Origin of the sequence: Micromonospora sp. NPDC005237 (assembly GCF_040607775.1) — a bacterium.
In the GTDB taxonomy this organism is placed as follows: Bacteria; Actinomycetota; Actinomycetes; order Mycobacteriales; family Micromonosporaceae; genus Micromonospora.
Map to the genome: position 1 here is coordinate 1 of NZ_JBEXHJ010000007.1, position 21810 is coordinate 21810.

Here is a 21810-nt window from a genome sequence, read left to right on the forward strand (position 1 = left end):
GCGAACGCGAGACCAGCAACGGACAGCATGCTCTTACGGAAGATCGTGTTCATGGGGGTAGCTCCTTCAGGGGTAGGAACACCACACGCCACCACACGGGGGTGGGTGACGCGGGTGTGAGCACCTCGTCCGGCGCTTCACTATCAAGAGGGGAAAGTCTGGGGGCGGCCTGCGAGCCGGTGCTCGCGGCGCGGCGGCCCGCGAGCGGGGCTCGTGGTGCCGGGACGGTTTGTAACGACCGTCGGGCCGGGGTCATTCCCGGGGCGGCCCGCGAGTGGGGCTCGTGGCGCCGGGAGCGTGTGTAACGACCGCCGGGCCGGGGTCATTCCCGGGCCCTCACCGGCGCCAAATAGCGGACCCGGGGGCGAGCCCACGGTCGTTCCGGGGGTCTGCAACGACCCGGCCCGGCCGGCCATTCCCCCGCCGGTTGAGCGGGCGGGGCGGCTGGCCGTGGTCCTGCGATCGTCAGGGTATGTAACGACCCCCGGCCCGCCACGATTCCAGCCCACGGATGCACCCGGTCACACCCCAACAACCCCCAGAAACGGACATCCCACCCAACCGGGCACGACCCCGACCGGTCACACCGGACAGCCGGGCTGATCGACTCCAGATCGGTGATACCGCGGCATCCGGCCAGCCGGACACACCCACCTCGCCGACACCGTGCCGATCAGGGCAACCCGACCGGGCCGGTCACGTCGACCTGACCTGCCCGAACACGCCTCCGCCGGGACCAGGCCCGCGCGGACGTCCCCGGGCACGGCGACCTGGGCGGAACTGCGGGTGTGATCGACTCGGGATCCTGGATATCGGGGTGTCCCGGTCGTCCGGATGCCCCGGTTTTCCGACCACGCGAGTCGATCACGTCCCGTCGGAGGGATGACAGGGGGCTGGCGCCCGTCGGGAGATCCGACGGGCGCCAGCCTGAGGTGCGCTCCGGGCATTGCCCGGTTGGTGGTGCGGCGATCAGTGCGCGGCTCCGCCGAAGCGCTGGCGGCGACGCCAGGCCAGGGTCAGCAGCAGCATGATCGCGCCAGCGCCGACGAGGCCGCCGCCGAGCTTCATGGGCGTACCGATGCTGTCACCGGTGACGGGCAGCGGCTGCTTCTTGTCCAGCACCCGCAGCTCGGCGGTGGCGGTCCGGCCGGACTTCCGGCCGGTGGCGGTGAAGGTCAGCAGACCGGTCACCGACGGCTTGTAGCTCTTGGTGAAGTGGCCCTGGGCGTCGGTGAACGCCGTGAACTGCAGCGGCGCGCTCGCCTGGTACGCCACCGGCGCCATGGCCACGGTGGTGCCGTCGCTGCGGCGGACCGGCGCCCTGCCGGGTGCCGGGGCTGCCAGCGGGGTGAAGGTCACCGTGTGGTCGACGGTCTCGTTGGGGCCGAAGTTGGTGCCGGTCAGGATGACCGTCTCGCCGAGGAAGATCGTCGGCCGGTTGACGGTCAGGGACGCGGCGGTCGGCGGGTACGGCGGCGGCTGAGTCGGATCCGTGGTCGCGCTGGGCGTCGGCTGCGGCTGTGCCGCCCCCGCTGCCGTCGGCACGGCCACCACGGCCAGGCCGACCGTGAGCGCCATGATGATGCGGGATAGCCGCATGATTGGTTCCCTCCTACTGGTCACAGCTTGGTGCGGAATGAACTTGGGTGGTCCACGGGCTGGCGGTGGGGGTCAGCCACAGCTCGGCCTGCCCGACGTCGGTCTTGGCCGTCAGGACGGTGACCTCCAGCGCCCTCTCGACGCCGGGGCCGATGTCGACGTTGGCCGTCGCCACCTGGCGGCGGCGTTCGGTGCCGCTGCCCAGTGCCGTCTCAGCCCCGTCGAGCCGGGCGTCGAGCACGGAGCCGCCAGCCGGGCTGTAGATCGACACCAGCGTGCGGACGGTGTACGGATCGCCAGCCAGACCGAGGCCAAGGATCGATTTGCTGAGCCCTGACTTCGGCGCCGTCGAGCGCAGGGTCACCCGCAGCCGGAGCTCGCGGCGGCCGTCGGGCCGGCATTCGCCGACCGTGAGGCTCGCCGTTGGCCGCAGGTAGTAGCCGAGCTTCGCGCCGCTGCCGTCGTTGAGGAACACGCCGACAGTCGGCACGGTGTCCTGTTCCGGGAGCGTCCCGGCCATCCGGCTGTCGCCGAATGTCCGCTGTTCTTCCGGATGAGCACTCCAGAACAATATCCGGCGTTCCGTGATAGCACGGTCGAATGCGGACAACAACACCCGTGGGTTGACATTCTTCTTGAAGAAGGCGTCAAACACCGCGGCGGCCGACGACGCGAAGTAGGCGTCCTGCTCCGTGGTGCCCAGCCGCTGGTAGGTCTCGTTGAGCAGGGTCTGCACGACCTTCTCGCTGGCCAGCGGCACTCCACCGGGCACCAGCACCGGGCCGGTCGCCTTCAGCAGGTAGGACAGCACCACCGGGTCGACGGCGAGAACGCCATCGACGGTGGTCCCGGTCTTGCGCCGGAACATCTCCCGGTACAGGGCGGCGGCGGTCGGGAAGTGCGGGGTGAGGTTCACGTCGGCGGGGTAGATGCCCGGCAGGTCGGTCCAGACCGCTCGGGTCTCGGCGGGCAGCTTCAACGCGGGAGTGAACCGGCCGAGGGACGCGCTACTGCCCTGCGCGCCCATCCGAACCCGTCCGTTCTCGGCCTCGATCATCGCGTACGCGCCGAACATGCCGCCGGTGGCACGCAGCTCGGCCAGGTTCTGCGAGACGAGCAGGTAACGCCGCGAGCCATTCGCACCGAGCAGCGGCGGCAGCAGCCGTGCGCCCTGGTCGGCCGCAGCGGTGAGACTGGCCAGCCGGTCGATCTCGCCACGTAAATCGGTCAGCGCCTGGCGCACCTGGTTGACCAGCCGGTCGACGGGCACCTCGCTCAGGTCACGGCGGGTGGCCTGCACCGCGTCGTTCGCCCGGGTCAGCTCTGCGGAGACCGAGCTGAGCCGGGCCAGGTCCAACCGACCCTCGGCCGGCACCAGGCTGGTCAGGTCCGTCCGCAGCAGGGTCGGGAACGCCCGCCGGGCCAGGTCGTCGATGGCGATGGCGATCAGCCGGACCGCGTCGAGGTCGTCGCCGGCGATCGGGGTACGCCGACCGACCTTCCAGCTCGGGTCGGAGGTGGCGGCTCGGGCCGCGCCGGACTGCTCCTGCAGAGCGGAGAGAGTCCGCAGAGCACGGTCGGTGTCCCCGCCGACCACCTGTGTGCTCAGCTCCCGGGCCAGGCCGGCGGCGTTGAGCAGGTGCGCGCGCGCCTGCCAGCCCCGCAAGCCGATCCATCCGCCACTGGCGAGCAGCAGTGATCCGACCACCAGGGCACCGAGCAGGGCCCGTCGCAGCCGTGCGCGTCGGCGACGCCGGGATCGGCTTCGCCGTCGACGCGGCCGTTCGCTCTCCGTCACACCACACTCCCGTTTGCCGGAATCGGACAGTCCGTTCGATTCCCTGACGTTCTTAGCACGTTGCAAGGGATCTCGTACGGTTATGGGCCTTCTCGTCCTTTACGCGAGGTTTCCTCGCGGCTCTGATGCACCCTGCGGGACCCGGCCGGCGGCCTCGTGCAGCAACCGCTCGATGCGGTCCACCCCGGCCGGCAACGACATCTCCCGCAGGTACGTCTGTCGGCCCCGGCGGCCCATCTCGGTGCGCGCCGGCGGCGGGATGGTGGCGGCCAACCAGAACCGGTCGGCCAGCGCGGCCCAGTCCTCGGGAGGGCACGACAACCCGGCTCGGGCGCGCTCGACCAGCTCGGCGGTGTCCCCGCCGGCCGACGCCACCACCGGCGCGGCGCAGGAGAGCGCGGCCTGCAGCTTGCCGGGCACCATGCCCCGAAGTTCCGGCAGGTCGCGCAGCATGATCAGCTGGTAGTCGGCGGCGGCGTACAGCTCGGGCATGTCGACCGGCGACCGCCGCTGAAGGAAGCGGACGTTCTCCGCCTTCAGCTCGGCGGCGAGCCCCCGCACCCGCTGCTCATCCGCGCCCGACCCGACCAGGACCAGATCCATGGTGCGGTCCAACGCCGCGGCGGCCCGTACCGCCGTCTCCAGCCCCTGGCGGGCGCCGATGGTCCCGGCGTGCATGACCACGCACCGGCGATCCCGGCGGACCATCTGCCGAGCCGCCGCGCCGGGTGTCGCCGGGTAGAAGATGCGCTCGTCGGTCCAGTTCAGCACCAGCTGGACCCGGGCCGGGTCGGCCCCGGCGGCGACCACCAGGTCCCGCATCGACGGTGCGGCCACCGCGACCCGCGCGGCCGTCCGGTAGATGCGGGTCATCGCGGCGCCCATCCGTGCCGACCAGCGGCCGTCGCCGTCCGCGTCCGCGCCGTCGCGTGCCCAGACATCCTGTACGTGCAACACGGCCGGCACCTTCGGAAGCAGCCGGAACAGAGCGGCGGTGGCGAACGTGGTGGCCGGCAGCTGAAAGACGTAGAGCGCGTCCACGTCGCCGAGGAACCGACGCGCCGCCAGCGACGCGCTGCCCGCGAACGACAGGTAGCTGACCATCCGCCCGTACGTGGAGGTGGCCCCGCCGGAGTAGCGCGGCACCCGCCGGACCGCCAGCCGTTGGCTGTGCGTCTCGTGGTGCCAGCGCTGCCGCCACCCTGGATAGACGTGGCCGCCGGGGTAGTCCGGGAAGCCGGTGAGCACGCGGACCTCGTGCCCGCGCGCGGCCAGCTCCTCCGCGAGGCTGCCGGGGATGAAGGCGGGCTCGGGTGGAAAGTGGTACGACAGGATGCCGATCTTCACCGGGGCACCGCCGAGGACCACGGATCGGCCTCGGCCGGCGCGGCAGCACGTCCGGCGGGTGGTCGGCCCGCGTACGATGCCGACATCCCCTCCCCGCGCGGCCAGCGGCGTCGACGCACCACCCTCGGGGTGTGGCGACCCGTGTCCGCACCCACGAGAGGGCTCCCGATGGCCGACCGCGTGTTGTTCGTCTGCCACGCCAACCTGTGCCGCTCGCCGATGGCCGAGTACCTGGCCCGCCGGTTGCTGGCCGACCGGCCCGTGCTGGTGTCCAGCGCCGGCACCGACGCGATGGACGGGATGGCGATGCACCCGTACGCGGCCCAGGTCGCGGCCGAGGGCGGCGGCGACCCGGCGGCCTTCGCCAGCCGGACGCTGCGTCCCGAACACCTCGCCGACGCGACGCTCGTGCTGACCGCGACACGGCGGCAGCGTTCGATCTGCACCGCGCTGGCGCCCGGCGCGCTGCACCGGACGTTCACCCTGCGCCAGTTCGGCCGACTGGCGGCGGCGGCCGAGCCGCCCGCCGAGTCGCGCGACGACCCGCTGCGGGCCGCCATCGCCGCCGCCGCCCACGCCAGGGGACGGTTGCAACCCGCCGCCCCGGACGCGGACGACCTGCGGGACCCGATCGGCGGGACCGCCGCCGACTTCCGTCGCTGCGCTGAGGAGATCGAACGCTCGCTACGACCCCTCGCCGCGCTCATCGGGGCAACCGGGTGAGTTCCTGGGTGCGGTCGCTGACGCCGTTGACGCCGGCGCCCTCGCTGTGCCGGGCTGCGGTGGCCCGGTCGGTCGGCACCGACGGCGTGGCCGACGAGGTGGCCACCCGGTAAGCCTCGTACTGGTACGCCTCGGCCTTGGCCACCTTGGCCATGTTCAGCACGCAGCCGAGCAACCGCACCGAGACCGAGTGCAGCGAGCGGGCCGCCGCGGCCACCTGGGTGCGCGACGTACGGCCCTGCTGACTCACCAGCAGCGCGCCGTCGGCCTGGACGGCCACCACGACACCGTCGGTCACCGCGAGCAGCGGCGCGGTGTCGATGATCACGATGTCCGTGGACTCGCGCAGCGCGAGCAGCAGGTCCGCCATCGCCTTGGAGCCGAGCAGTTCGCTCGGGTTCGGCGGCGCGGAGCCGCTGGGCAGCACCAGCAGGGACTTGTCGCCCCAGCGCTGCACCACGTCACCGACCTGGACGTCGCCGACCAGCACGTCGGTGAGACCAACGCCCGCGTCCAGGCCCAGGTACTCGTCGACCTTCGGGCGGCGCAGGTCCGCGTCGACCAGCAGCACCCGCCAGCCCGCCTCGGCCAGGGCGATGGCCAGGTTGCAGGAGAGCGTCGTCTTACCCTCGCCCTGCAGGGCGCTGGTCACGGCGATGACCCGGGCCGGCTCGTGCACGTCCACGAAGCGCAGGTTGGTCCGCAGCTTGCGGACCGCCTCCGCGCGCGCCGACGTCGCGGCTTCGCCGACGATCAGCGGAGCGGTGCGGGCGGCGCTCTCGAACGGAATCTCACCGAGCAGTGGGCTTCCGGTGGCGCGTTGCAGGCCCGCGGCGTCGCGCAGGCGGACGTCGGCGACGCCGCGCAGGATCGCCAGGCCGACACCGAGCGCCAGACCGACCAGACCGCCGAGCGTGAGGTTGCGGACCGGCTGCGGCGAGACGGGGCTGGCGCTGACCCGTGGGCCGCTGACCACCTCGATCTTGATCGGCGCCTTGCCCTCGGGCGGCGTCTCGACCTTCTGCACGAGCTCGACGAACTTTGCCGCGAGGGTTTCGGTCACCCGCATCGCCCGCGCCTGGTCGGTGTCGGTGACGGAGGCGCGCAGCAGCACGGTGCCCGTCTCCGTGGAGGTGGTCACCCGGCGCTGCACCTCGTCCGCGGTGAGCCCGACCGGGGTCTCGGCCACCACGCTCTGCGCCAGGCGATCGCTGCTGAGCAGGTCGGCGTACGACTTGACCCGCTGCTGAAGGAACAGACCACCCTGGTAGGCGTCGCTGACGCCCTGGTTGGGGGTGGTGACGAAGAAGGTCACCGAAGCGACGTACCGGGGCTGGGCCCGTACGGTCAGAAACGCCGAGACGCCCAGGGCCACCATGACGGTGACCAGCACGACCCACCAGTGCCGACGCACGTGGCGCAATTGGCGGAGCAGGTCCATCAGGAGTGCCTCCGTGCGGGTCCGGTTACGCCAAAGAACTTCACGAAAACCCCCAAGGTCGTCTGCCAACTCGTGAAACCATTAAAGCCCCTCATAGGGCTTATGTCCGGAGTTATGCATTTTCGAGGCGAACAAGTGCGCCCACATGACCAACCCGACAAAGGGTCATTCGGCAGCGGCGACATCCGGGAAAAGTCCACGGCCGATCTCTGGCCGCCCCCTCCCGGACGCCGCGTGATCGCCCGCACCCCACCATCGCAGGCGCACTGCTGCCCCTCGCGCTGATCGGGGCGAGGACGCCGTGGGGGGCGAGTCGTACACCCGGGGCGCCCTGGCCCGACGGCGAGCGCTGGTGCCTCGACCTGGGCCGCGCCAATCGGGGCTGCTGGCAGTCTTCGTTCTCGTGGCGGGCCTGGACCTCAAGCGCGAGGTCGTCGTCGGCGCGACCTGCGGGAGCCGCGCGGCGCGGCGCTTGCGGTGGTGGCCGCCCTCGGCGGGATGGCGCTGCCCGCGCCGATCTCCGCGGCGGTGGTCCAGACAGCGGGCGGGGAGGAGTTGCGCGGTCGGGCCATTCCGATTGCCACCGACATCGCCCGCACGCTGGCCGCGCTCACGGTGGTCAGCCCAGACCTGGCAGCGGCCGACAGGGGGTCACGGACGAGCTGCCCGAACGGCGCCGGCGGTCGGGCCTGACCCGAACGGCGTCGGCGGTCGCCCGTGCGGGCGACCGCCGTTATGCGTGACGCGTCAGCGGCGGCGCTCGCTGGGGCGACGCTCCTCGGTCTCGTCGGCCAGCGCGTCGGTCGTCGGCGCGGTGAGATCGTCGCCGGGCACCGCCACCTCCTCCGCGAGGTCCTGCTCGTCGGGCTTGCCGCCGGGCTGGGGCTCGGGAGCGGTGGCGCCGCCGGCGTAGCCGTACTCGTTCGGTTCGTCGTGCCGGCTCATGTGGTTATCCTCCCGCTTTTCCCTGTTTCGCTGCTACTGCCCACGGTAAGTGGTGATCGTCCTCGGCGCAGCGCGGCGGGGATTGTCGGCGCGACCACGGCGGCGCGAGACTCAACGCCGCCGCGAGTAGTTGGCGCAGCGCGACGATCGCCGCCGCGGTGGCCAGGCCACCCCACTGCGGATCACCGGCCAGGCGGAGCAGGCCGGCCGCCGTGAGCAGGTCCAACAGCACCCGGACCGCGACCCGGACGGCACCGGTGCACAGGGCCGTGACCACACCGGCGACCAGGGCCAGCGCGGTCACCACCTCGACCAGCGCACCGCTCACGGCCGCCGCTGCCCGCCGGTGACCTGCCGCTGCTCCTGCCGGATCTCCCGGCCCAGGAAGTAGTTCAGCGCCGTCCGGATCGTGGCGATCGCCGCCAGCTGGCCGATCTGGGTGAACGACGGTGACACCGCGGTGCGCAGGACGTCGGCGGCCAGCTGGAACTCCAGACCGAGGGTCAGAAACCGGCCCAGGGACAGTCGGATCGGAGTGAAGACGGCGGCGGTGCGGTGTCGCAGCCCTTCGACCGCGAACCGCACCGCCGCCCAGACGGCACCCACGAAGATCACCAGGGCCCCGGCCACCTCCACCACGGCGACCAGCACCTCGTCGCCGTGGCGCAGCAGCTCCGCCGGCTCCACCCGGAGCCGTTACCCACCAGCGGGGCGGCTAGTCGGTGCTCAGGTCAGCTCATTGACGGCCTCCAGGATCAGCCAGAGGCCACTGATGGCGAAGAGCACCGCGGCACCGTACTTGATGGTCTTCTCCGGCAGGCGGCGACCGAGCATCCGACCGACCAGGATGGCCAGCGCGTCCGCGGCGACCATGCCGATCGTGGAGCCGAGCCAGGTGCCGAACCAGCCGTACTTGGTGGCCAGGGTGATCGTCGCGAGCATCGTCTTGTCGCCCAGCTCAGCCAGGAAGAACGCCACCGACACCGCCACGATCGCGGTCTTGCTGGTCTTCTCGGCCTTGCGCTTCTCCTCCTCGGTGAGCGTGTCACCGCGCAGGGTCCACGCGCCGAAGCCGAGGAACGCCACACCGGCCACCAGGGAGATCCACTCGGTGGGCAGCACGGCGCCGAGGCCCGAACCGATGGCGACCGACGCCAGGTGCACCACCGCCGTGGCGACGGTGATGCCGATCAGCACCGGAATCGGTTTGAACCGCGTAGCGAACGTCAGCGCCATCAGCTGGGACTTGTCTCCCAGCTCGGCCACGAAAATGACACCGAAGCTGATGACCAGCGCGGCGAGGAATCCCTCCATGACATCCTTCCCGTTCACGCCGGGAGGAGGTACGGGGCGCCCTCGACCCGGCTGCAACAGCCTGAGTCGAAGGTCTCGCCCGCCCCGGAGACCGGGGCCGCGTGGCCGGGTGCGGAACGCACCAGTATGTCGACCACGACATTGAGGGCTACTCCCCTTCGCGCGACCAGCCTAACCGATCACCGAGCGGCTCGGACGCCGTGGGTGAACAGCCTCACCGTGCCCGGGCCGGAAGTCGTGGTGAACAGCCTCACCGCGCCCGGGCCAACGTCACCCCGAAGAGCCCGTCCGGGTCGGTCCAGAAGTTCGTCGCAGCGAAGCCCGCGTCGCGCAGCTCGGCGGCCACCCGCTCCGGGCGGAACTTCGCCGACACCTCCGTCCGCAGCTCCTCCCCCGCGGCGAACTGGACCGTCAGGTCCAGCACCCGGACCCGCATCGGGCGCGTCGCCCGCAGCCGCATCTCGATCCACTCGTGGTCGGCATCCCAGCGGGCGACGTGCTCGAACGCCTCCGGGTCGAAGTCGGCGCCCAACTCCCGGTTGATCACGTACAGCACGTTGCGGTTGAACTCGGCCGTGACCCCGGCCGCGTCGTCGTACGCGGGCACGATGACCGACGGGTCCTTCACGAGGTCGGTGCCGAGCAGCAGCCAGTCGCCGACCTCCAGCGCGGCGCGCATCGCGGCCAGGAAGTCGGCCCGCTCGGCCGGCAGCAGGTTGCCGATCGTGCCGCCCAGGAACACCACCAACCGCCGACCGCCGGTGGGCAGCCGGTCGAGTTGGCGGGTGAAGTCCCCCACGATGCCCCGGACCCGCAGCCCCGGATAGTCGGCGGCGATCTGCGCGGTCGACCCCAGCAGGGCACTGACCGACACGTCCAACGGGACGAACGTGCCCAGGCCGCCCCGACGGGTGAACGCGTCCAGCAGCAGCAGGGTCTTCTCCGACGAGCCGGAGCCCAGCTCGATCAGGGTCTTGGCACCGGTCAGCGCCGCCACGTCCGGTGCGTGCTCGGCCAGCACCGCCCGCTCCGCCCGGGTCGGGTAGTACTCGGGCAGCCGGGTGATCTCCTCGAACAGCTCGCTGCCCCGCGAGTCGTAGAACCACTTCGGCGGCAGCCACTTCGGCTCGGCGGTCAACCCGGCCCGGACGTCCTGACGCAGACCACGCTCCAGGTCCTGCGGCTCAAGGTAGATCTCCAACGGTTCCGCGGTCATCGGTCCTGCCTCTCTGCTCAGTCACACACCTCGCGTGCCCGACCGGTGCGGCTCACCCGGTCGGCAGTGGGCACATCCGCACCTCGTCCACGGTGGCCGTGACCAGGTGCCCCTCCGGCACCGGCCGCCATCCGGGGTCGTCATCGTGTGGCTCGGAGGCCAGCAGCACCGAGCCCGCCGCCGCACGCACCGACAGCGCGTGGCCGGACGTGGTGCCCACCACCCGCCGCCCGTCGGTGAGCAGCACGTTCAGCCGCGACCCCGGAGCGGCCACGGCGACCTCGGCCACCGTCCGGGCCACCGCCTCCGCCGGGTCGTCACCGGCGCGCAGCCGGTGCCGCACCAGCGCCCACAGCAGGGCCGAGTCGGTGGCCGCGTCCAGGGTCAGCAGGTCACGCACCGGCAGGCCGGCGGCGAGCGACACCATCGCGTCCGGCCAGCCCCGGACCACACCGTTGTGGCTGAACAGCCACCGACCCTCGGCGAACGGCGCGGCGGCGCCGTCGAGCACCGCCATCCCGACGGTGGCCGAGCGGACCGCGGCCAGCACAGCGCCGGCGCGGGTCACCGCAGCCAGCTCGGCGATCGTCGGATCGCTCCAGATCGGCTGGGCACGCCGGTAACGCACCGGCTCGCCGTCGCTCGGATACCAGCCGACGCCGAACCCGTCGGCGTTGATCGTGCCGCCGCCGCGCATGTCGCGAGGCGCCCAGGACTGGCGTACGAGTGCGTGCGCCGGCGCGAAGAGCAACTCGGCCAGCGTGACCGGCGGCCCCAGATAGGCCAGGTGACGGCACATCAGCGCAATCCGGCCGCCGCCGCGCCGGCCCGGTGCGGCATCACCGGCGCGACTCGTCCGGTGCGGCGTCCCGGGCGCAGCGGAAGCCGCTGAAGATCTGCCGCCGGATCGGATAGTCCCAGTTGCGGAACGTCCCCCGGCAGGCCGACCGGTCCGTGCCGAACGAGCCGCCGCGCAGCACCCGGTAGTCGTCGCCGAAGAAGACCTCCGAGTATTCGCGGTAGGGGAACGCGGTGAAGCCGGGATGCCCGCGAAAGGTGGTCGACGTCCACTCCCAGACGTCCCCGATGAGCTGGTGCACGCCCAGCGGCGACGCGCCGGCCGGGTACGCGCCCACCGGCGCCGGCCGCAGGTGACGTTGGTCGAGGTTCGCGTGCGCCTCGGTCGGGTCCCCGTCGCCCCACGGGTAGCGGCGCGACCGCCCGGTCGCCGGGTCCCACCGGGCGGCCTTCTCCCACTCCGCCTCGGTCGGCAGACGCTTACCGGCCCACGCGGCGTACGCCTGCGCCTCGTGGAAGCACACGTGCACCACCGGCTCGTCGGCGCGCACCGGATCCCACCGGCCGAAACGCCGGTACGCCCAGCCGTCGCCGTCGCGACGCCAGTGCATCGGCGCGACGAGCTGCTCGGAAACCCGGTGCTCCCAACCCGCCGCGCTCCACCAGCGCGGGTCGTCGTAGCCGCCGTCGGCGATGAACGCCTCGTACTCGCCGTTGGTGACCGGCGCGGCGTCGATGACGTACGCGGGCAGGTCGACGCGGTGCGCGGGACGTTCGTTGTCCAGGGCCCAGGGGTCGGTGTCGGTGCCCATCGTGAACTCCCCGGCCGGCACCAGCACCTCACCGCCGACGCGGGCGGTCGGCTCGGGTGGTGGCGGGGCGTGCAGGACCGCCGCGCCCGCGCGCAGCTGGTGGGTCGCGAGCATCGTCTCGTCGTGCTGCTGCTCGTGCTGGACGATCATGCCGAAGGCGAACCCGTCGGCGACCAGCGGCCGATCGGTGAAGCTCACGGCGTCGAGCAGGTCGTGCACCTTGTCCCGGACCGTGCCCAGGTAGGCACGCGCCTCCGCCGGTGGCAGCAGCGGCAGCGCGGGCCGGTCACGGCGGGGCTGCTTGAACGCGTCGTACAGCTCGTCGATGTCGCAGCGGACCGGCTCGCGGCCACCCACATCACGGACCAGCCAGAGTTCCTCCTGGTTGCCGACGTGCGCCAGATCCCAGACCAACGGCGACATCAACGGAGAGTGCTGGCGCATCAGGTCGGCGTCGTCGACCGCCTCGGTCAACAGGGCGGTACGGGACCGGGCGCGCGCCAACTCCGCCGCGATCCGCCCCCGCAACCGCTCCCCCTCGGAATGGTCCGTCGTGCCCACACTCACCATCTCGCCGTTCACCGGTCTCCCCTCCGTTCGCGACTGCGGGGCTCGCAACCCCGGCTCACTCCTCGCGCTCACCGGTCCGCCAACGTTCGCGACTGCGGGGCTCGCAACCCCGGCTCACTCCTCGCGCTCACCGGTCTCCCCTCTGTGCGGCGGCCAGCCGCCGTCGTACGCCTCGTTGGACCTCGTCGTGGGTGCCGGCCGGCAGCTCCAGCTGGGGCAGTGTGGCCAGGGCCAGGTCGAGCAGCGCGGCCGCGGCGGCGGCCAGCGTCGGGTCGGACAGGCCGTGCCGCGCGGCCGCCGACCAGCGGTGCGCCACCGGCGCGCCGATCGTGTACGCCGCGCGCACGGTGCCCGCGTCGGTGAACAGCGCGCTCAGCACCGCCAGCGGGAGACGCCAGTCCCGGTCGGGCTGGGCGTCGAGATAGCGCAGTTCCAGGTAGCCGCGCGGGCGCACGGGTGGAAAAAGGGTGCTGACGTGGTAGTCAAGATCGTCGGTGGTGGGCGGACGGGGCAGCGCGCCGTCGAGCCAGTCGGCGAAGGTGACACCCGGCGGCGGGGCCCAGTCCGGGCCGCGTCGGCGCAGGCAGAGCAGCGGCGCGGCAAGCACGTACCGGATCCAGGTGGTCGTCGGATCCTCGTCGGCGTTGCCGGGCACCCACACCGGGCGGGTGCGGGCCGGGTCGATGGCCAGCCAGGCGGCCATACGCGCGGACGCCCAACCGGTGCGCCGCCCGGCGTGCCGGCTGGCCGAGGCGAACGCCGCGAGCAACGGCGGCCCGACCGCGTGGGCCGTCGCCCAGCGCGCCGCGACCTGGTCCGGCTCGCCGATGTCGAGGCAGACCTGCAGACCGGCGGTGCTGTACATCATCGTCCGGCCGGCCGGACCCCGCCGGTCGAAGGCGCGACGCATGGCGCGGTAGCGGGGAGTGTCCACCACTGGGCGGGGCCGACGGTGCGGGTCGATTCCGCTGCGGCCGAGGGTCAGCCCGGCGGCGGCCAGCAGGCCGGTGACCTGGGCGATGTCGGCCTCGGTGGCCTGGATCAGCGCGCCGGTCGAAGAGCGCGGCGGGGTGGAGATCTCCAACTGGCCGCCCGGTTCGAGGGTCACCGTGCCGCCGTGTCGCAGCGGCTCGGCGGGGCTCGTGGGGTCCAGCGTGACGGGGCTGTGGCGCCCCAGCGCCGCCCGCAGCCGCACCGGGTCGACCGGTCGGGCAGGGTCGGCGGCGTCGTGCACGGTCCATTCCAGTTCGACGCCGGTGTATGTCGGGGGGCCGGTCTTGAAGCAGATGCGCGCGAGATGTCGGCCTGCGGCCGCGGACTCACGCAGGATCGCGCTGCGATCCAGCTCGGGCGACGTCACCATTGGTGCAGCCTCCTTCGTCGTGCGCCAACTCCGGAACACTTGTGCCACCGTAAACCAGGCCACCGACACTGTCGGCGGCGTCGACGGTGCCACCAACCCCTGTCTAACAGACGAATTTCCCGGTGCACGGCAGAACGAACGCGCCGGCCGGACGCTCAGTTCGCGGCCGACCCGGCCGGGTGGGAGGGCTTGGTCTTCGCCGATCCGGGCGGCGTCGCCGCCGAGGACGGTTCGGCGGGGGCAGACGACCGCGCCGGAGCCGACGGCTTCGCCTCGGGCACCAGTCGCTGGCAGTACTCCTCGACCGCGGCGACGCCACCGGCGGCCTCCACCAGCCGCTGGAAGGCCGGCGTCCGCAACTTCTTCTCCCGCTTCTCGGGCTTCCCTGCGCGCCAGGCCCGGCACAGCCCGTGCAGCTGACCGTTCGGCGCCGAACCGACGGTCGGAGTGCCGGTCGGGGACGGCGGGCCGGGCGACGCCGATCGGCTCGGCGCGGTCGGCGTGGTCGCCGCGGTCGCCGCGGGATCGCTGGCGGTCGGTGGCGCGCTGCTCGGCGCCGGCGGGACCGGGTCGGGTGCCCGGTCCAGGCCGGCCGCGGCGAACGCGGCGCCCGCGGTGGCGGTGGCGGCCAGCGCCCCGATCCAGGCCAACGCCCCGGTGGTGAGCCGACGGCTGCGTGGTCGTCGGGCCGCGGCGGGCTCCGGGGCGGCGGCCCGGGCGGCCCGGAACGCGGCCAGCGCGGCCTCCTCGCCCGCCAGCTCCCCCGGCCGGGCCGGGCCGGCGGCAGCGGCGAGCAGCCGCGCCAGCGGGTCGCCCGCCGCCTGCGAGGCGGCGGGCGCGCGGGACCGCTCGCCCGCGTCGAGGTCGAGGGCCGCGTCGACGTGAAGCGCCACGTCGGGGTAGACGGCCGTGTCGACGTGGAATGCCGCGTCGGAGTCGACGGCTGCGTCGAAGTCCGCAGACGTGCCAGCGCGGAGGGACGCCTCGGGGTAGACGGCCGCGTCGATGCGGGTGGCGTCGAGCAGCCGTTCGGTCTCGGCACGGCCGGCGTGCCGGTCCGGCCGGTACGGGTGCATCCGGAATCCCCTCACGTCAGCCGTCCGCCTGCTCGGCGTGTGACGTCCGCCGGGATCGGCTGGTGCGTCCGCGAGGTGGCGGAACCACCTCAGCGCCAACCGACGGTGCGACGCCGTCGGCGCCGAGGGCCGGCGCCGCAGTCGCGCCCGGCGCGTTCGGCACGGACACCCCGCCCGGCGCGTTCGGCACGGACACCCCGCCCGGCGCGTTCGGCACGAACACCCCGCCCGGCGCGTTCGGCACGGACACCCCGCGCGGCACGGCAGGCGCAGGCCGCGTGGTCGGCGCGGACACCCGGCCCGGCGCGCCGGGCGCCCCGGTCGTGACGACGCCGTCGGGTGGCGGTGCGGTCACCGTCTGCCGGTCCAACAGGGTGGCCAGCCGCCGCAGCCCACGGTGGGCGGCGGTCCGGACGGCCCCGGCCCGACGCCCCAGCACCCGACCGGCCGACTCCGCGTCCAACCCGATCACGGCCCGCAACAGCACCGCCTCGGCCTCGCGCGGCGGCAGCGTGGCGATCAGCGCCAGGGCGGCCTCGGTGCTGATCGTCTCGCCGGCCCGCTCGGCGGTGTCGCCGTCGCCGGCCAACTCGGTGAGCGCCTGCACCGGGACCGGCAGCGACGGTCGTCGACGCAGCCGACGCAGATGGTCCATGGCCCGGTTACGGGCGATGGTGACCGTCCAGGCGCGGAACTCACCGCCGGTGAAGTTGGGCAGGTCCCGGGAGATCTGCAACCACGTCTCCGACGCCACGTCCTCGGCGTCCGCGCCGACCAGGGCGGTCAGGTAGCGCAGCAGGCCCGGCTGCAGGCTGCGGTACAGGAAGCGGAAGGCGTCCTCGTCCCCGGCCTGCGCGGCGGTGACCGCCTCGGACAGCTCGCCGGTCATCCGCGGCTCACGGGTGGCTCGGGACGGCGGCCCGGCCCGACGCGCCACGCCTGCGTCCGCGCGCGAACCGTCGACCCCACCGGCTCCCGCACGCGCACCGCCCTCCACCGAATCCGCTTCGCGCCCGCGTCCGGGCCGGCCGGGGCGTCCGCACCGGCGCGATGGCTCTCGGCTCTCGACGCACGGCCGGCCGAGCGGCCCCGAGCCGGGCTAACGGTAAAAGGGGACCATCCGAGCGACAAGTCGGGATCGCGTCACGGAAGAGTGACAATTATCAAGCCGCCAGACCGGCGTGCCGCCGTAACAGGTGTGAACCGCAGGACGCTCGCCGGGCCGGTGGGCGGCCCGGGGCGGTGATCCGGCAAGCGTACGCCGGGATGTGTCGGGTTTTGTCACCCGCCGTCGTCGAGCCGTCACAGATCCGACCGCGTCCATAGAGGTCAGACCGGACGGACCGGCGGGTACGACCACGCGGCCGATCAACCGCAGCGCGCCGTTGCCCGCCACTCTGGGTACGGTAATGCTGTGTTGTCATCGGAGGTCGTGCTCAGCGGGCGGTACCGCCTGGACGAACGTGTCGCCACCGGCGGCATGGGCGACGTCTGGCGTGCCTCGGACCTGGTCCTCGGCCGACAGGTCGCGGTCAAGGTCCTGCTGCCGGCGCTGGTCTCCGATCCGGACTTCATCGCCCGTTTCCGGGCCGAGGCACGGATCATGGCGGCTCTGCGGCACCCCGGCATCGTGCAGGTGTACGACTGCGGCGAGGACGACCTGCCCGACGGCGGTCGGGCGGACTACCTGGTCATGGAGTTCGTCGAGGGTGAGCCGCTGTCCAAGCGGATCGAGGCGGCCGGCCGGCTCGACGTGGCCGAGACGATGTCGATCGTGGCCCAGGCGGCGCACGCGCTGAGCGCGGCGCACCGGGGCGGCATCGTGCACCGCGACGTCAAGCCCAGCAACCTGCTGGTCCAGGAGGACGGCACGGTCGTCCTCGTCGACTTCGGCGTCGCCCGTTCCACAAACGTGACCAGCATCACCAGCACCAACGCGGTGCCCGGCACCGCTCTCTACATGGCGCCCGAGCAGGCCGCCGGTCGTCCGGTCAGCGGTGCCACCGACATCTACGCGCTCGGCGCGGTCGCCTACTGCTGCCTCACCGGCGGTCCACCGTTCACCGGGGACAACCCCCTCCAGGTCGCCGTCCGGCACCTGGACGACGAGCCGCCGGAGCTGCCGCACGACATCCCGGAGGCGGTCCGCGCCCTGGTGTCGCGGGCCCTCGCCAAGGATCCGCTCGACCGCTTCACCAGCGGCTCGGCCATGGCCGAGGCCGCCCGCACCGCGGTCACCGGCGGCGAGCCGCCGACGGCGATGGCGGCGTCGGTTCCGCTGCGCGAGGCCGGACCGGGCACCCGCACCGACGTGCCGGTCGGCGCGGCGGTGGCGAGCACGGCGGATGCCGGGCGTCAGCGACGTCGCGGGCCACTGGTCGGCGCGGCGGCCGCGATGCTGGTCGCCCTGATCAGCCTCGGGGCGGCACTGGGTGCGGCGCGCAACACCGGCGACGACGAGCCGGCCGTCAACCTGCCGACGACCTCCGTGACGCAGGGGCCGACCCAGCAGGCGGAGCTGCCGGCGGCGAACGAGCAGAGCACGGACGACCCGGAGCGCCCGAACCGGCCGACCGTCCCGGACGCGACCGCGTCGGCGTCGGTCACCGCCACGCCGAGCGTGCAGCCCTCCCAGTCGTCCAGCCCGCCGTCGGCGACGCCGAGCGCGACCACCGCGCCCCCGCCCAGCGACCCGCCGAAGACCGACCCGCCGAAGACCGACCCGCCCGCGACCGACCCGCCCCCCACCACGGCGCCGCCGACCGGCCCGGAGGACCCGGTGGGCGGCTGACCAGCCGTCCCACCAGCACCGATATCCCCAAAACGGACTTACGTCGCCGAAGACCCCTCTAGGCTCTCCGCAGGTCATTTCCACCATCTGCCGCGGGAGCCCGGGTGAGCGCTGAGAAGCTGGTCGTGATCGGCCAGGGGTACGTCGGACTGCCGCTGGCCATGCGCGCCGTCGAGGCGGGCCTGGACGTCGTCGGCCTCGACGTCGACGCCGACCGGGTGAAGCGGCTCGCGTCCGGTGAGTCCTTCGTCGAGGACATCCCCACCGACCGGCTGGGCCGCGCGCTGGGCAGCGGTCGGTACCGCCCCAGCACGGAGTACACCGACGCCGAGGGTTTCGACATCTGCGTCATCACCGTGCCCACCCCGCTGCGCGACGGCACCCCGGACCTGAGCTTCGTCGAGCAGGCCGGCGTCGGCATCGGCCCGTACGTGCGGCCGGGCTGCACGGTGATCCTGGAGTCGACCACCTATCCGGGCACCACCGAGGAGCTGCTCCGACCGCTGCTGGAGTCGGCCAGCGGGCTGACCAGCCCCGGTGACTTCCACCTCGGCTACAGCCCCGAGCGGATCGACCCGGGCAACCCGACCTGGCGACTGGAGAACACCCCGAAGGTGGTCTCCGGTGTCGACGCGGTGTCGTTGGCCCGGGTGCAGGGGTTCTACCAGCGCCTCGTGGAGCGCACCGTCGCGGTGGACTCCACGAGGGTCGCCGAGCTGACCAAGCTGATCGAGAACACGTTCCGCCAGGTCAACATCGCGCTGATCAACGAGCTGACCATGCTCTCGCACCACCTGGACATCGACGTCTGGCAGGCGATCGACGCCGCCGAGACCAAGCCGTTCGGGTTCCTGCCGTTCCGGCCCGGCCCCGGTGTCGGCGGGCACTGCCTGCCGATCGACCCGTGCTACCTGTCCTGGCAGGTCAAACGGCGCCTCGGCCGGCAGTTCCGGTTCATCGAGCTGGCCAACGACGTCAACCACGAGATGCCCGAGCACGTCGCGCAGCGGATCATGGCGGGACTGAACCGGGCTGGCCGGGCGGTGAGCGGCGCCCGACTGCTGCTGCTCGGGCTCGCGTACAAGAAGAACACCGGCGACATGCGGGACTCCCCCGCCGTCGACGTGGCCCGCCGGTTGCAGGCCCTCGGCGCCGAGGTCTACGCGGTGGAGCCGTACGCGGAGGCCCACCACATTCCCGCCGGGGTCACCATCGTCGAGCTCACCGAGCGGGAGGTGCGGGCCGCGGACGCGGTGGTGGTTGTCACCGACCACGACAGCTTCGACTACGACCTGGTGGTCCGGCACGCCCGCTACGTCTTCGACACCCGCAACCGGTGCGTCGGCGAGATGGTCGAGCGCCTCTAGACCCGGCACCGCTGGCCGGTCCCGCCGCCGGGGAAGACGGCGGGACCGGCCGGCGGATGTCCCCGCCCGAAGGCCGCGGGACGGAGACGGCCGAGATCACTGGTCGGCGAGCGCCTCGACGACGGGCCGCGACAGCGCCCGACGGGCCGGCAGCACCGACGCCAGCAGGGCGGCCAGCACTGCCACGCCGAGGATCAGCCCGAGCTGACCGAGCGGCAGCACCACGTGGAAGTCACCGCCGAGACGGGCCAGCAGCGCCATCGCGGCGGCGCTGACACCGGTGCCCAGCCCGATGCCGAGCACCGCGCCGACCAGCGCCATCAGGACCGCCTCCGCCGCGAGCATGGCCCGCATCCGGGCCCGGGTCAGCCCGACCGCCCGCAGCACCGCGTTCTCCCGGGTGCGCTCGACCACCGACAGGCTCAGCGTGTTCGCCACGCCGACCAGCGCGATCACCACGGCCAGGCCGAGCAGCGCGGTGACGAAGGCCAACAACATGTCCACCGTGCCGGTGAGCATCTTCTTGTACGCGCCCTGGTCCATCAGGTTCACCGTCGGATAGCGGGCCAGCACCGCCTCGATCGCGTCGCGGGCCTCTTCGGCGCTCACGCCGCTGGCGGGGTCGATCTCGGCCAGGAAGCCCCGCTCGCGGGGAAAGAGCGCGGCGAAGTCCGCGTCGTCCACCTCGATGACATGCCCCTCGGGCGCCGCGCTGGCGACCATGGCCGGCGCGTCGTCGGCGACCACCGCTGCCACCCGGAACGGCCGCCCCGCGACGGTGACGGCGGAGCCGACCTGCCAGCCGCGCGCCTGCGCCAACTCCCGGTGCACCAGGACCTGCCCCGGCCCGAGCCGCCCGACGTCGCCGGCCAGCACCCCGGTCAGCGTCCGCCCCACCAGCGCCGGGTGGGCGGCGCGGACCTCGATGTCGCCGGTGACGGTGCTGCGCTGCTCGTGCACCACGCCCAGCTCGGGGCGCGCGGCCAGCTCACCGGCGAGCGCGGCGGGCAGGTTCTGGCCGATGCCGCTGACCACGAAGTCCGTCCCGATCTCGGCGTCGACGCTGCGTTCGATGCCGTCCTTGGTGCTGCGCGCGCCGACCACGAACGCCGACACCAGTCCGATCCCGATCACCAGGGCGGTCGCCGTGGCGGCGATCCGGCGCGGATTGCGCACGGCGTTGGCCACCGCGAGGCCCACGGTCATGCCGAACAGCCGCCGGGCCGGCCAGCCGATCACCCGGATCAGCGCCGGGACGAGCACCGGCCCGAACAGGACGATCCCGAAGAACGCCAACACGCCGCCGACGGCCACGAGCAGCACCTGACCGGCGCTGGCAGCGCCAGCGAGGGCCGCGACGCCGGCACCGAGCACCACCGCACCGAAGATCAGGCGCAGCCGACCGGCACCCCGACTCGGCTGCACCGCGGCGTCGGTGAGCGCGGCCACCGGGGCGACAGTGGTCCCCCGCCAGGCGGGCAGCAGGGCGGACGCCACGGTGAGCGCGGTGCCGAGCAGCAGACTGGTCAGCACGGTCGAGCCGGCGACGGTCAGCCCACCGGAGACCGGCACGTCCAGCCGGGTCATCAGCAGCCGCATACCGGCGGCGAGAGCCACCCCGAGCAGCACCCCGAGCACGGACGCGACGAACCCGACCAGCGCCGACTCCAGCAGGGCGGCCCGGAAGACCTGCCCCCGGGTCGCGCCCACCAGGCGCAGCAGCGCGGTCCGCCGGGTGCGCTGCGCCAGCACGATCGCAAAGGTGTTGGCGATCACGAAGCCGGCCACCACCACCGCGACCCCGACGAAGATGAGCAGCAGCATCATGAACTGGTTCAGGTCCCGAACCGCGTCGTCGACGGCCTCGTCGAGGATCTGCTGACGGCCCTTCACGCTGGCGTCGGCACCCCCGACGACCGCGCGCAGCCGGTCGGCCAGCACCGTCTCGGACGTTCCCGGCCGCGCCGCCACCATGATCCGGCCATAGCCGCGCGCACCGCTGACCGCGAGCGCGTCCGGGCCGACCAGGCCGATGAACGGCCCGCCGACGTCACGCACGCTGCCCGCCACGTCGACCGTACCGACCAGGGTGTACGGGCGGGCCGCGCCGCCGGTGCCGCCGATCTGGACCGGGGCGCCGAGGGTGAAGCCCTCCTCGGCCACGGTGGGCGCGTCGAGCACCACCTCGCCCGCGCGGTCGGGCAGGCGGCCGGACACCACGTCGTACGAGCGCAGGGCGGCCTCGGTGGGGATGGCGGCGAGCACGGCGTAGCCGAGCACCGGCCGGCCGTCGGCGCCGAGAAGTCCTCCGGCCCCGGCCAGCTCCCCGGCCGCGGCGGCCACGCCGTCGACGGCGCGGACCCTGTCGACCAGGCTCGCCGGCAGCGCCTTGTCGCCGCTCGGGTAGACGCCGAGGTCGGTGTGCCGGTCGAAGGTCCCGGCCCGCTCGTACGCGCCGGCGCGCATCCCGTCGACGAAGATCAGCGTGCCGGCGATGAACGCGACGCCGAGCACGACGGCCAGCGCGGAGAGCAGCATGCGCAGCGCCTCGGCGCGCAGCGAGCGCAGGGTCAATCGGATCATGTGCGGGCTCCCGGTGCAGGCGCGGATCGGACCCCTCCGACGCTATGGCCGGTCCGATCCGATCGAT

Annotated in this window: 17 protein-coding genes and 2 pseudogenes; 4 read left to right on the plus strand and 15 right to left on the minus strand. The window is 73.2% G+C overall.

The features are described from left to right. Window positions 1-969 precede the first annotated feature (969 nt). The 3 genes from ABZT87_RS19585 to ABZT87_RS19595 form a co-directional block, all read right to left on the minus strand. The gene (locus tag ABZT87_RS19585) at window positions 970-1599 is read right to left on the minus strand and encodes a hypothetical protein (RefSeq protein WP_355137148.1); all 630 of its coding nucleotides are present in this window, start codon (window positions 1597-1599) and stop codon (window positions 970-972) included. A 13-nt stretch (window positions 1600-1612) separates the two neighbouring features. Further along, window positions 1613-3307 carry a DUF4012 domain-containing protein gene (locus ABZT87_RS19590; RefSeq protein WP_355137150.1) on the minus strand — a complete coding sequence of 565 codons (1695 nt, stop codon included), beginning with the start codon at window positions 3305-3307 and terminating at the stop codon, window positions 1613-1615. A 189-nt stretch (window positions 3308-3496) separates the two neighbouring features. Further along, window positions 3497-4744: a glycosyltransferase family 4 protein gene (locus tag ABZT87_RS19595; RefSeq protein ID WP_355137152.1), complete on the minus strand. Its 1248-nt coding sequence runs from the start codon at window positions 4742-4744 to the stop codon at window positions 3497-3499. A 168-nt stretch (window positions 4745-4912) separates the two neighbouring features. Between ABZT87_RS19595 and ABZT87_RS19600 the strand changes: the two genes are divergently transcribed. Further along, complete coding sequence (locus ABZT87_RS19600; protein WP_354863225.1) at window positions 4913-5467, plus strand: low molecular weight phosphatase family protein; 555 nt, start codon at window positions 4913-4915, stop codon at window positions 5465-5467. Here the strand turns inward: ABZT87_RS19600 and ABZT87_RS19605 are convergent. Continuing rightward, window positions 5448-6908 (minus strand): polysaccharide biosynthesis tyrosine autokinase, encoded by a 1461-nt coding sequence (locus ABZT87_RS19605; RefSeq protein ID WP_355137154.1) that lies wholly within the window; start codon window positions 6906-6908, stop codon window positions 5448-5450. The genes ABZT87_RS19600 and ABZT87_RS19605 overlap by 20 nt on opposite strands. Window positions 6909-7287: 379 nt before the next feature. Here ABZT87_RS19605 and ABZT87_RS19610 point away from each other — a divergent pair. Then, window positions 7288-7529 (plus strand): annotated as a pseudogene (locus tag ABZT87_RS19610) (Na+/H+ antiporter NhaA); the annotation flags it as partial. A 126-nt stretch (window positions 7530-7655) separates the two neighbouring features. Here the strand turns inward: ABZT87_RS19610 and ABZT87_RS19615 are convergent. From ABZT87_RS19615 to ABZT87_RS19660, 10 genes and pseudogenes are all read right to left on the minus strand, one after another. Beyond that, entirely contained in the window at window positions 7656-7853 is a 198-nt protein-coding gene (locus ABZT87_RS19615) for a hypothetical protein (protein WP_355137156.1), read from the minus strand. A 4-nt stretch (window positions 7854-7857) separates the two neighbouring features. Continuing rightward, window positions 7858-8181: a hypothetical protein gene (locus ABZT87_RS19620; RefSeq protein WP_355137158.1), complete on the minus strand. Its 324-nt coding sequence runs from the start codon at window positions 8179-8181 to the stop codon at window positions 7858-7860. After that, window positions 8178-8540: a DUF1622 domain-containing protein gene (locus ABZT87_RS19625; RefSeq protein WP_355137160.1), complete on the minus strand. Its 363-nt coding sequence runs from the start codon at window positions 8538-8540 to the stop codon at window positions 8178-8180. The genes ABZT87_RS19620 and ABZT87_RS19625 overlap by 4 nt, the downstream gene beginning before the upstream one ends. Window positions 8541-8579: 39 nt before the next feature. Then, on the minus strand, window positions 8580-9167 hold the full coding sequence (locus ABZT87_RS19630) for a TMEM165/GDT1 family protein (RefSeq protein WP_355137162.1): 588 nt from the start codon (window positions 9165-9167) through the stop codon (window positions 8580-8582). 250 nt (window positions 9168-9417) lie between these two features. After that, entirely contained in the window at window positions 9418-10383 is a 966-nt protein-coding gene (gene egtD / locus ABZT87_RS19635) for an L-histidine N(alpha)-methyltransferase (RefSeq protein ID WP_355069111.1), read from the minus strand. A gap of 52 nt (window positions 10384-10435) precedes the next feature. Then, a complete protein-coding gene (gene egtC, locus ABZT87_RS19640) occupies window positions 10436-11182 on the minus strand; it encodes an ergothioneine biosynthesis protein EgtC (RefSeq protein ID WP_355137164.1) in 747 nt (248 codons plus the stop codon). A gap of 40 nt (window positions 11183-11222) precedes the next feature. Further along, window positions 11223-12563 carry an ergothioneine biosynthesis protein EgtB gene (gene egtB / locus ABZT87_RS19645; RefSeq protein ID WP_355137753.1) on the minus strand — a complete coding sequence of 447 codons (1341 nt, stop codon included), beginning with the start codon at window positions 12561-12563 and terminating at the stop codon, window positions 11223-11225. Between the two features lie 127 nt (window positions 12564-12690). After that, window positions 12691-13926: an ergothioneine biosynthesis glutamate--cysteine ligase EgtA gene (gene egtA, locus ABZT87_RS19650; protein WP_354862924.1), complete on the minus strand. Its 1236-nt coding sequence runs from the start codon at window positions 13924-13926 to the stop codon at window positions 12691-12693. A gap of 155 nt (window positions 13927-14081) precedes the next feature. Then, entirely contained in the window at window positions 14082-15002 is a 921-nt protein-coding gene (locus ABZT87_RS19655) for a hypothetical protein (protein ID WP_355137166.1), read from the minus strand. 361 nt (window positions 15003-15363) lie between these two features. Continuing rightward, a pseudogene (locus ABZT87_RS19660) lies at window positions 15364-15891 on the minus strand (RNA polymerase sigma factor); the annotation flags it as partial. Between the two features lie 525 nt (window positions 15892-16416). Here ABZT87_RS19660 and ABZT87_RS19665 point away from each other — a divergent pair. After that, complete coding sequence (locus ABZT87_RS19665) at window positions 16417-17793, plus strand: serine/threonine-protein kinase (RefSeq protein WP_355137168.1); 1377 nt, start codon at window positions 16417-16419, stop codon at window positions 17791-17793. Between the two features lie 104 nt (window positions 17794-17897). Continuing rightward, the gene (locus tag ABZT87_RS19670) at window positions 17898-19160 is read left to right on the plus strand and encodes a nucleotide sugar dehydrogenase (protein ID WP_355137170.1); all 1263 of its coding nucleotides are present in this window, start codon (window positions 17898-17900) and stop codon (window positions 19158-19160) included. 96 nt (window positions 19161-19256) lie between these two features. On the opposite strand, the gene ABZT87_RS19675 is transcribed toward ABZT87_RS19670, so the two are convergent. Beyond that, window positions 19257-21743 (minus strand): ABC transporter permease, encoded by a 2487-nt coding sequence (locus ABZT87_RS19675; RefSeq protein WP_355137172.1) that lies wholly within the window; start codon window positions 21741-21743, stop codon window positions 19257-19259. Window positions 21744-21810: the final 67 nt, after the last annotated feature.

What these genes read in the sequence shown, in the direction of transcription:
- ABZT87_RS19585 (WP_355137148.1), bottom strand. Translation starts at nt 1,599, where the DNA reads ATGCGGCTATCCCGCATCATCATGGCGCTCACGGTCGGCCTGGCCGTG.
- ABZT87_RS19600 (WP_354863225.1), top strand. Translation starts at nt 4,913, where the DNA reads ATGGCCGACCGCGTGTTGTTCGTCTGCCACGCCAACCTGTGCCGCTCG.
- ABZT87_RS19605 (WP_355137154.1), bottom strand. Translation starts at nt 6,908, where the DNA reads ATGGACCTGCTCCGCCAATTGCGCCACGTGCGTCGGCACTGGTGGGTC.
- ABZT87_RS19615 (WP_355137156.1), bottom strand. Translation starts at nt 7,853, where the DNA reads ATGAGCCGGCACGACGAACCGAACGAGTACGGCTACGCCGGCGGCGCC.
- ABZT87_RS19630 (WP_355137162.1), bottom strand. Translation starts at nt 9,167, where the DNA reads ATGGAGGGATTCCTCGCCGCGCTGGTCATCAGCTTCGGTGTCATTTTC.
- egtD (WP_355069111.1), bottom strand. Translation starts at nt 10,383, where the DNA reads ATGACCGCGGAACCGTTGGAGATCTACCTTGAGCCGCAGGACCTGGAG.
- egtC (WP_355137164.1), bottom strand. Translation starts at nt 11,182, where the DNA reads ATGTGCCGTCACCTGGCCTATCTGGGGCCGCCGGTCACGCTGGCCGAG.
- egtB (WP_355137753.1), bottom strand. Translation starts at nt 12,563, where the DNA reads ATGGTGAGTGTGGGCACGACGGACCATTCCGAGGGGGAGCGGTTGCGG.
- egtA (WP_354862924.1), bottom strand. Translation starts at nt 13,926, where the DNA reads ATGGTGACGTCGCCCGAGCTGGATCGCAGCGCGATCCTGCGTGAGTCC.
- ABZT87_RS19655 (WP_355137166.1), bottom strand. Translation starts at nt 15,002, where the DNA reads ATGCACCCGTACCGGCCGGACCGGCACGCCGGCCGTGCCGAGACCGAA.
- ABZT87_RS19675 (WP_355137172.1), bottom strand. Translation starts at nt 21,743, where the DNA reads ATGATCCGATTGACCCTGCGCTCGCTGCGCGCCGAGGCGCTGCGCATG.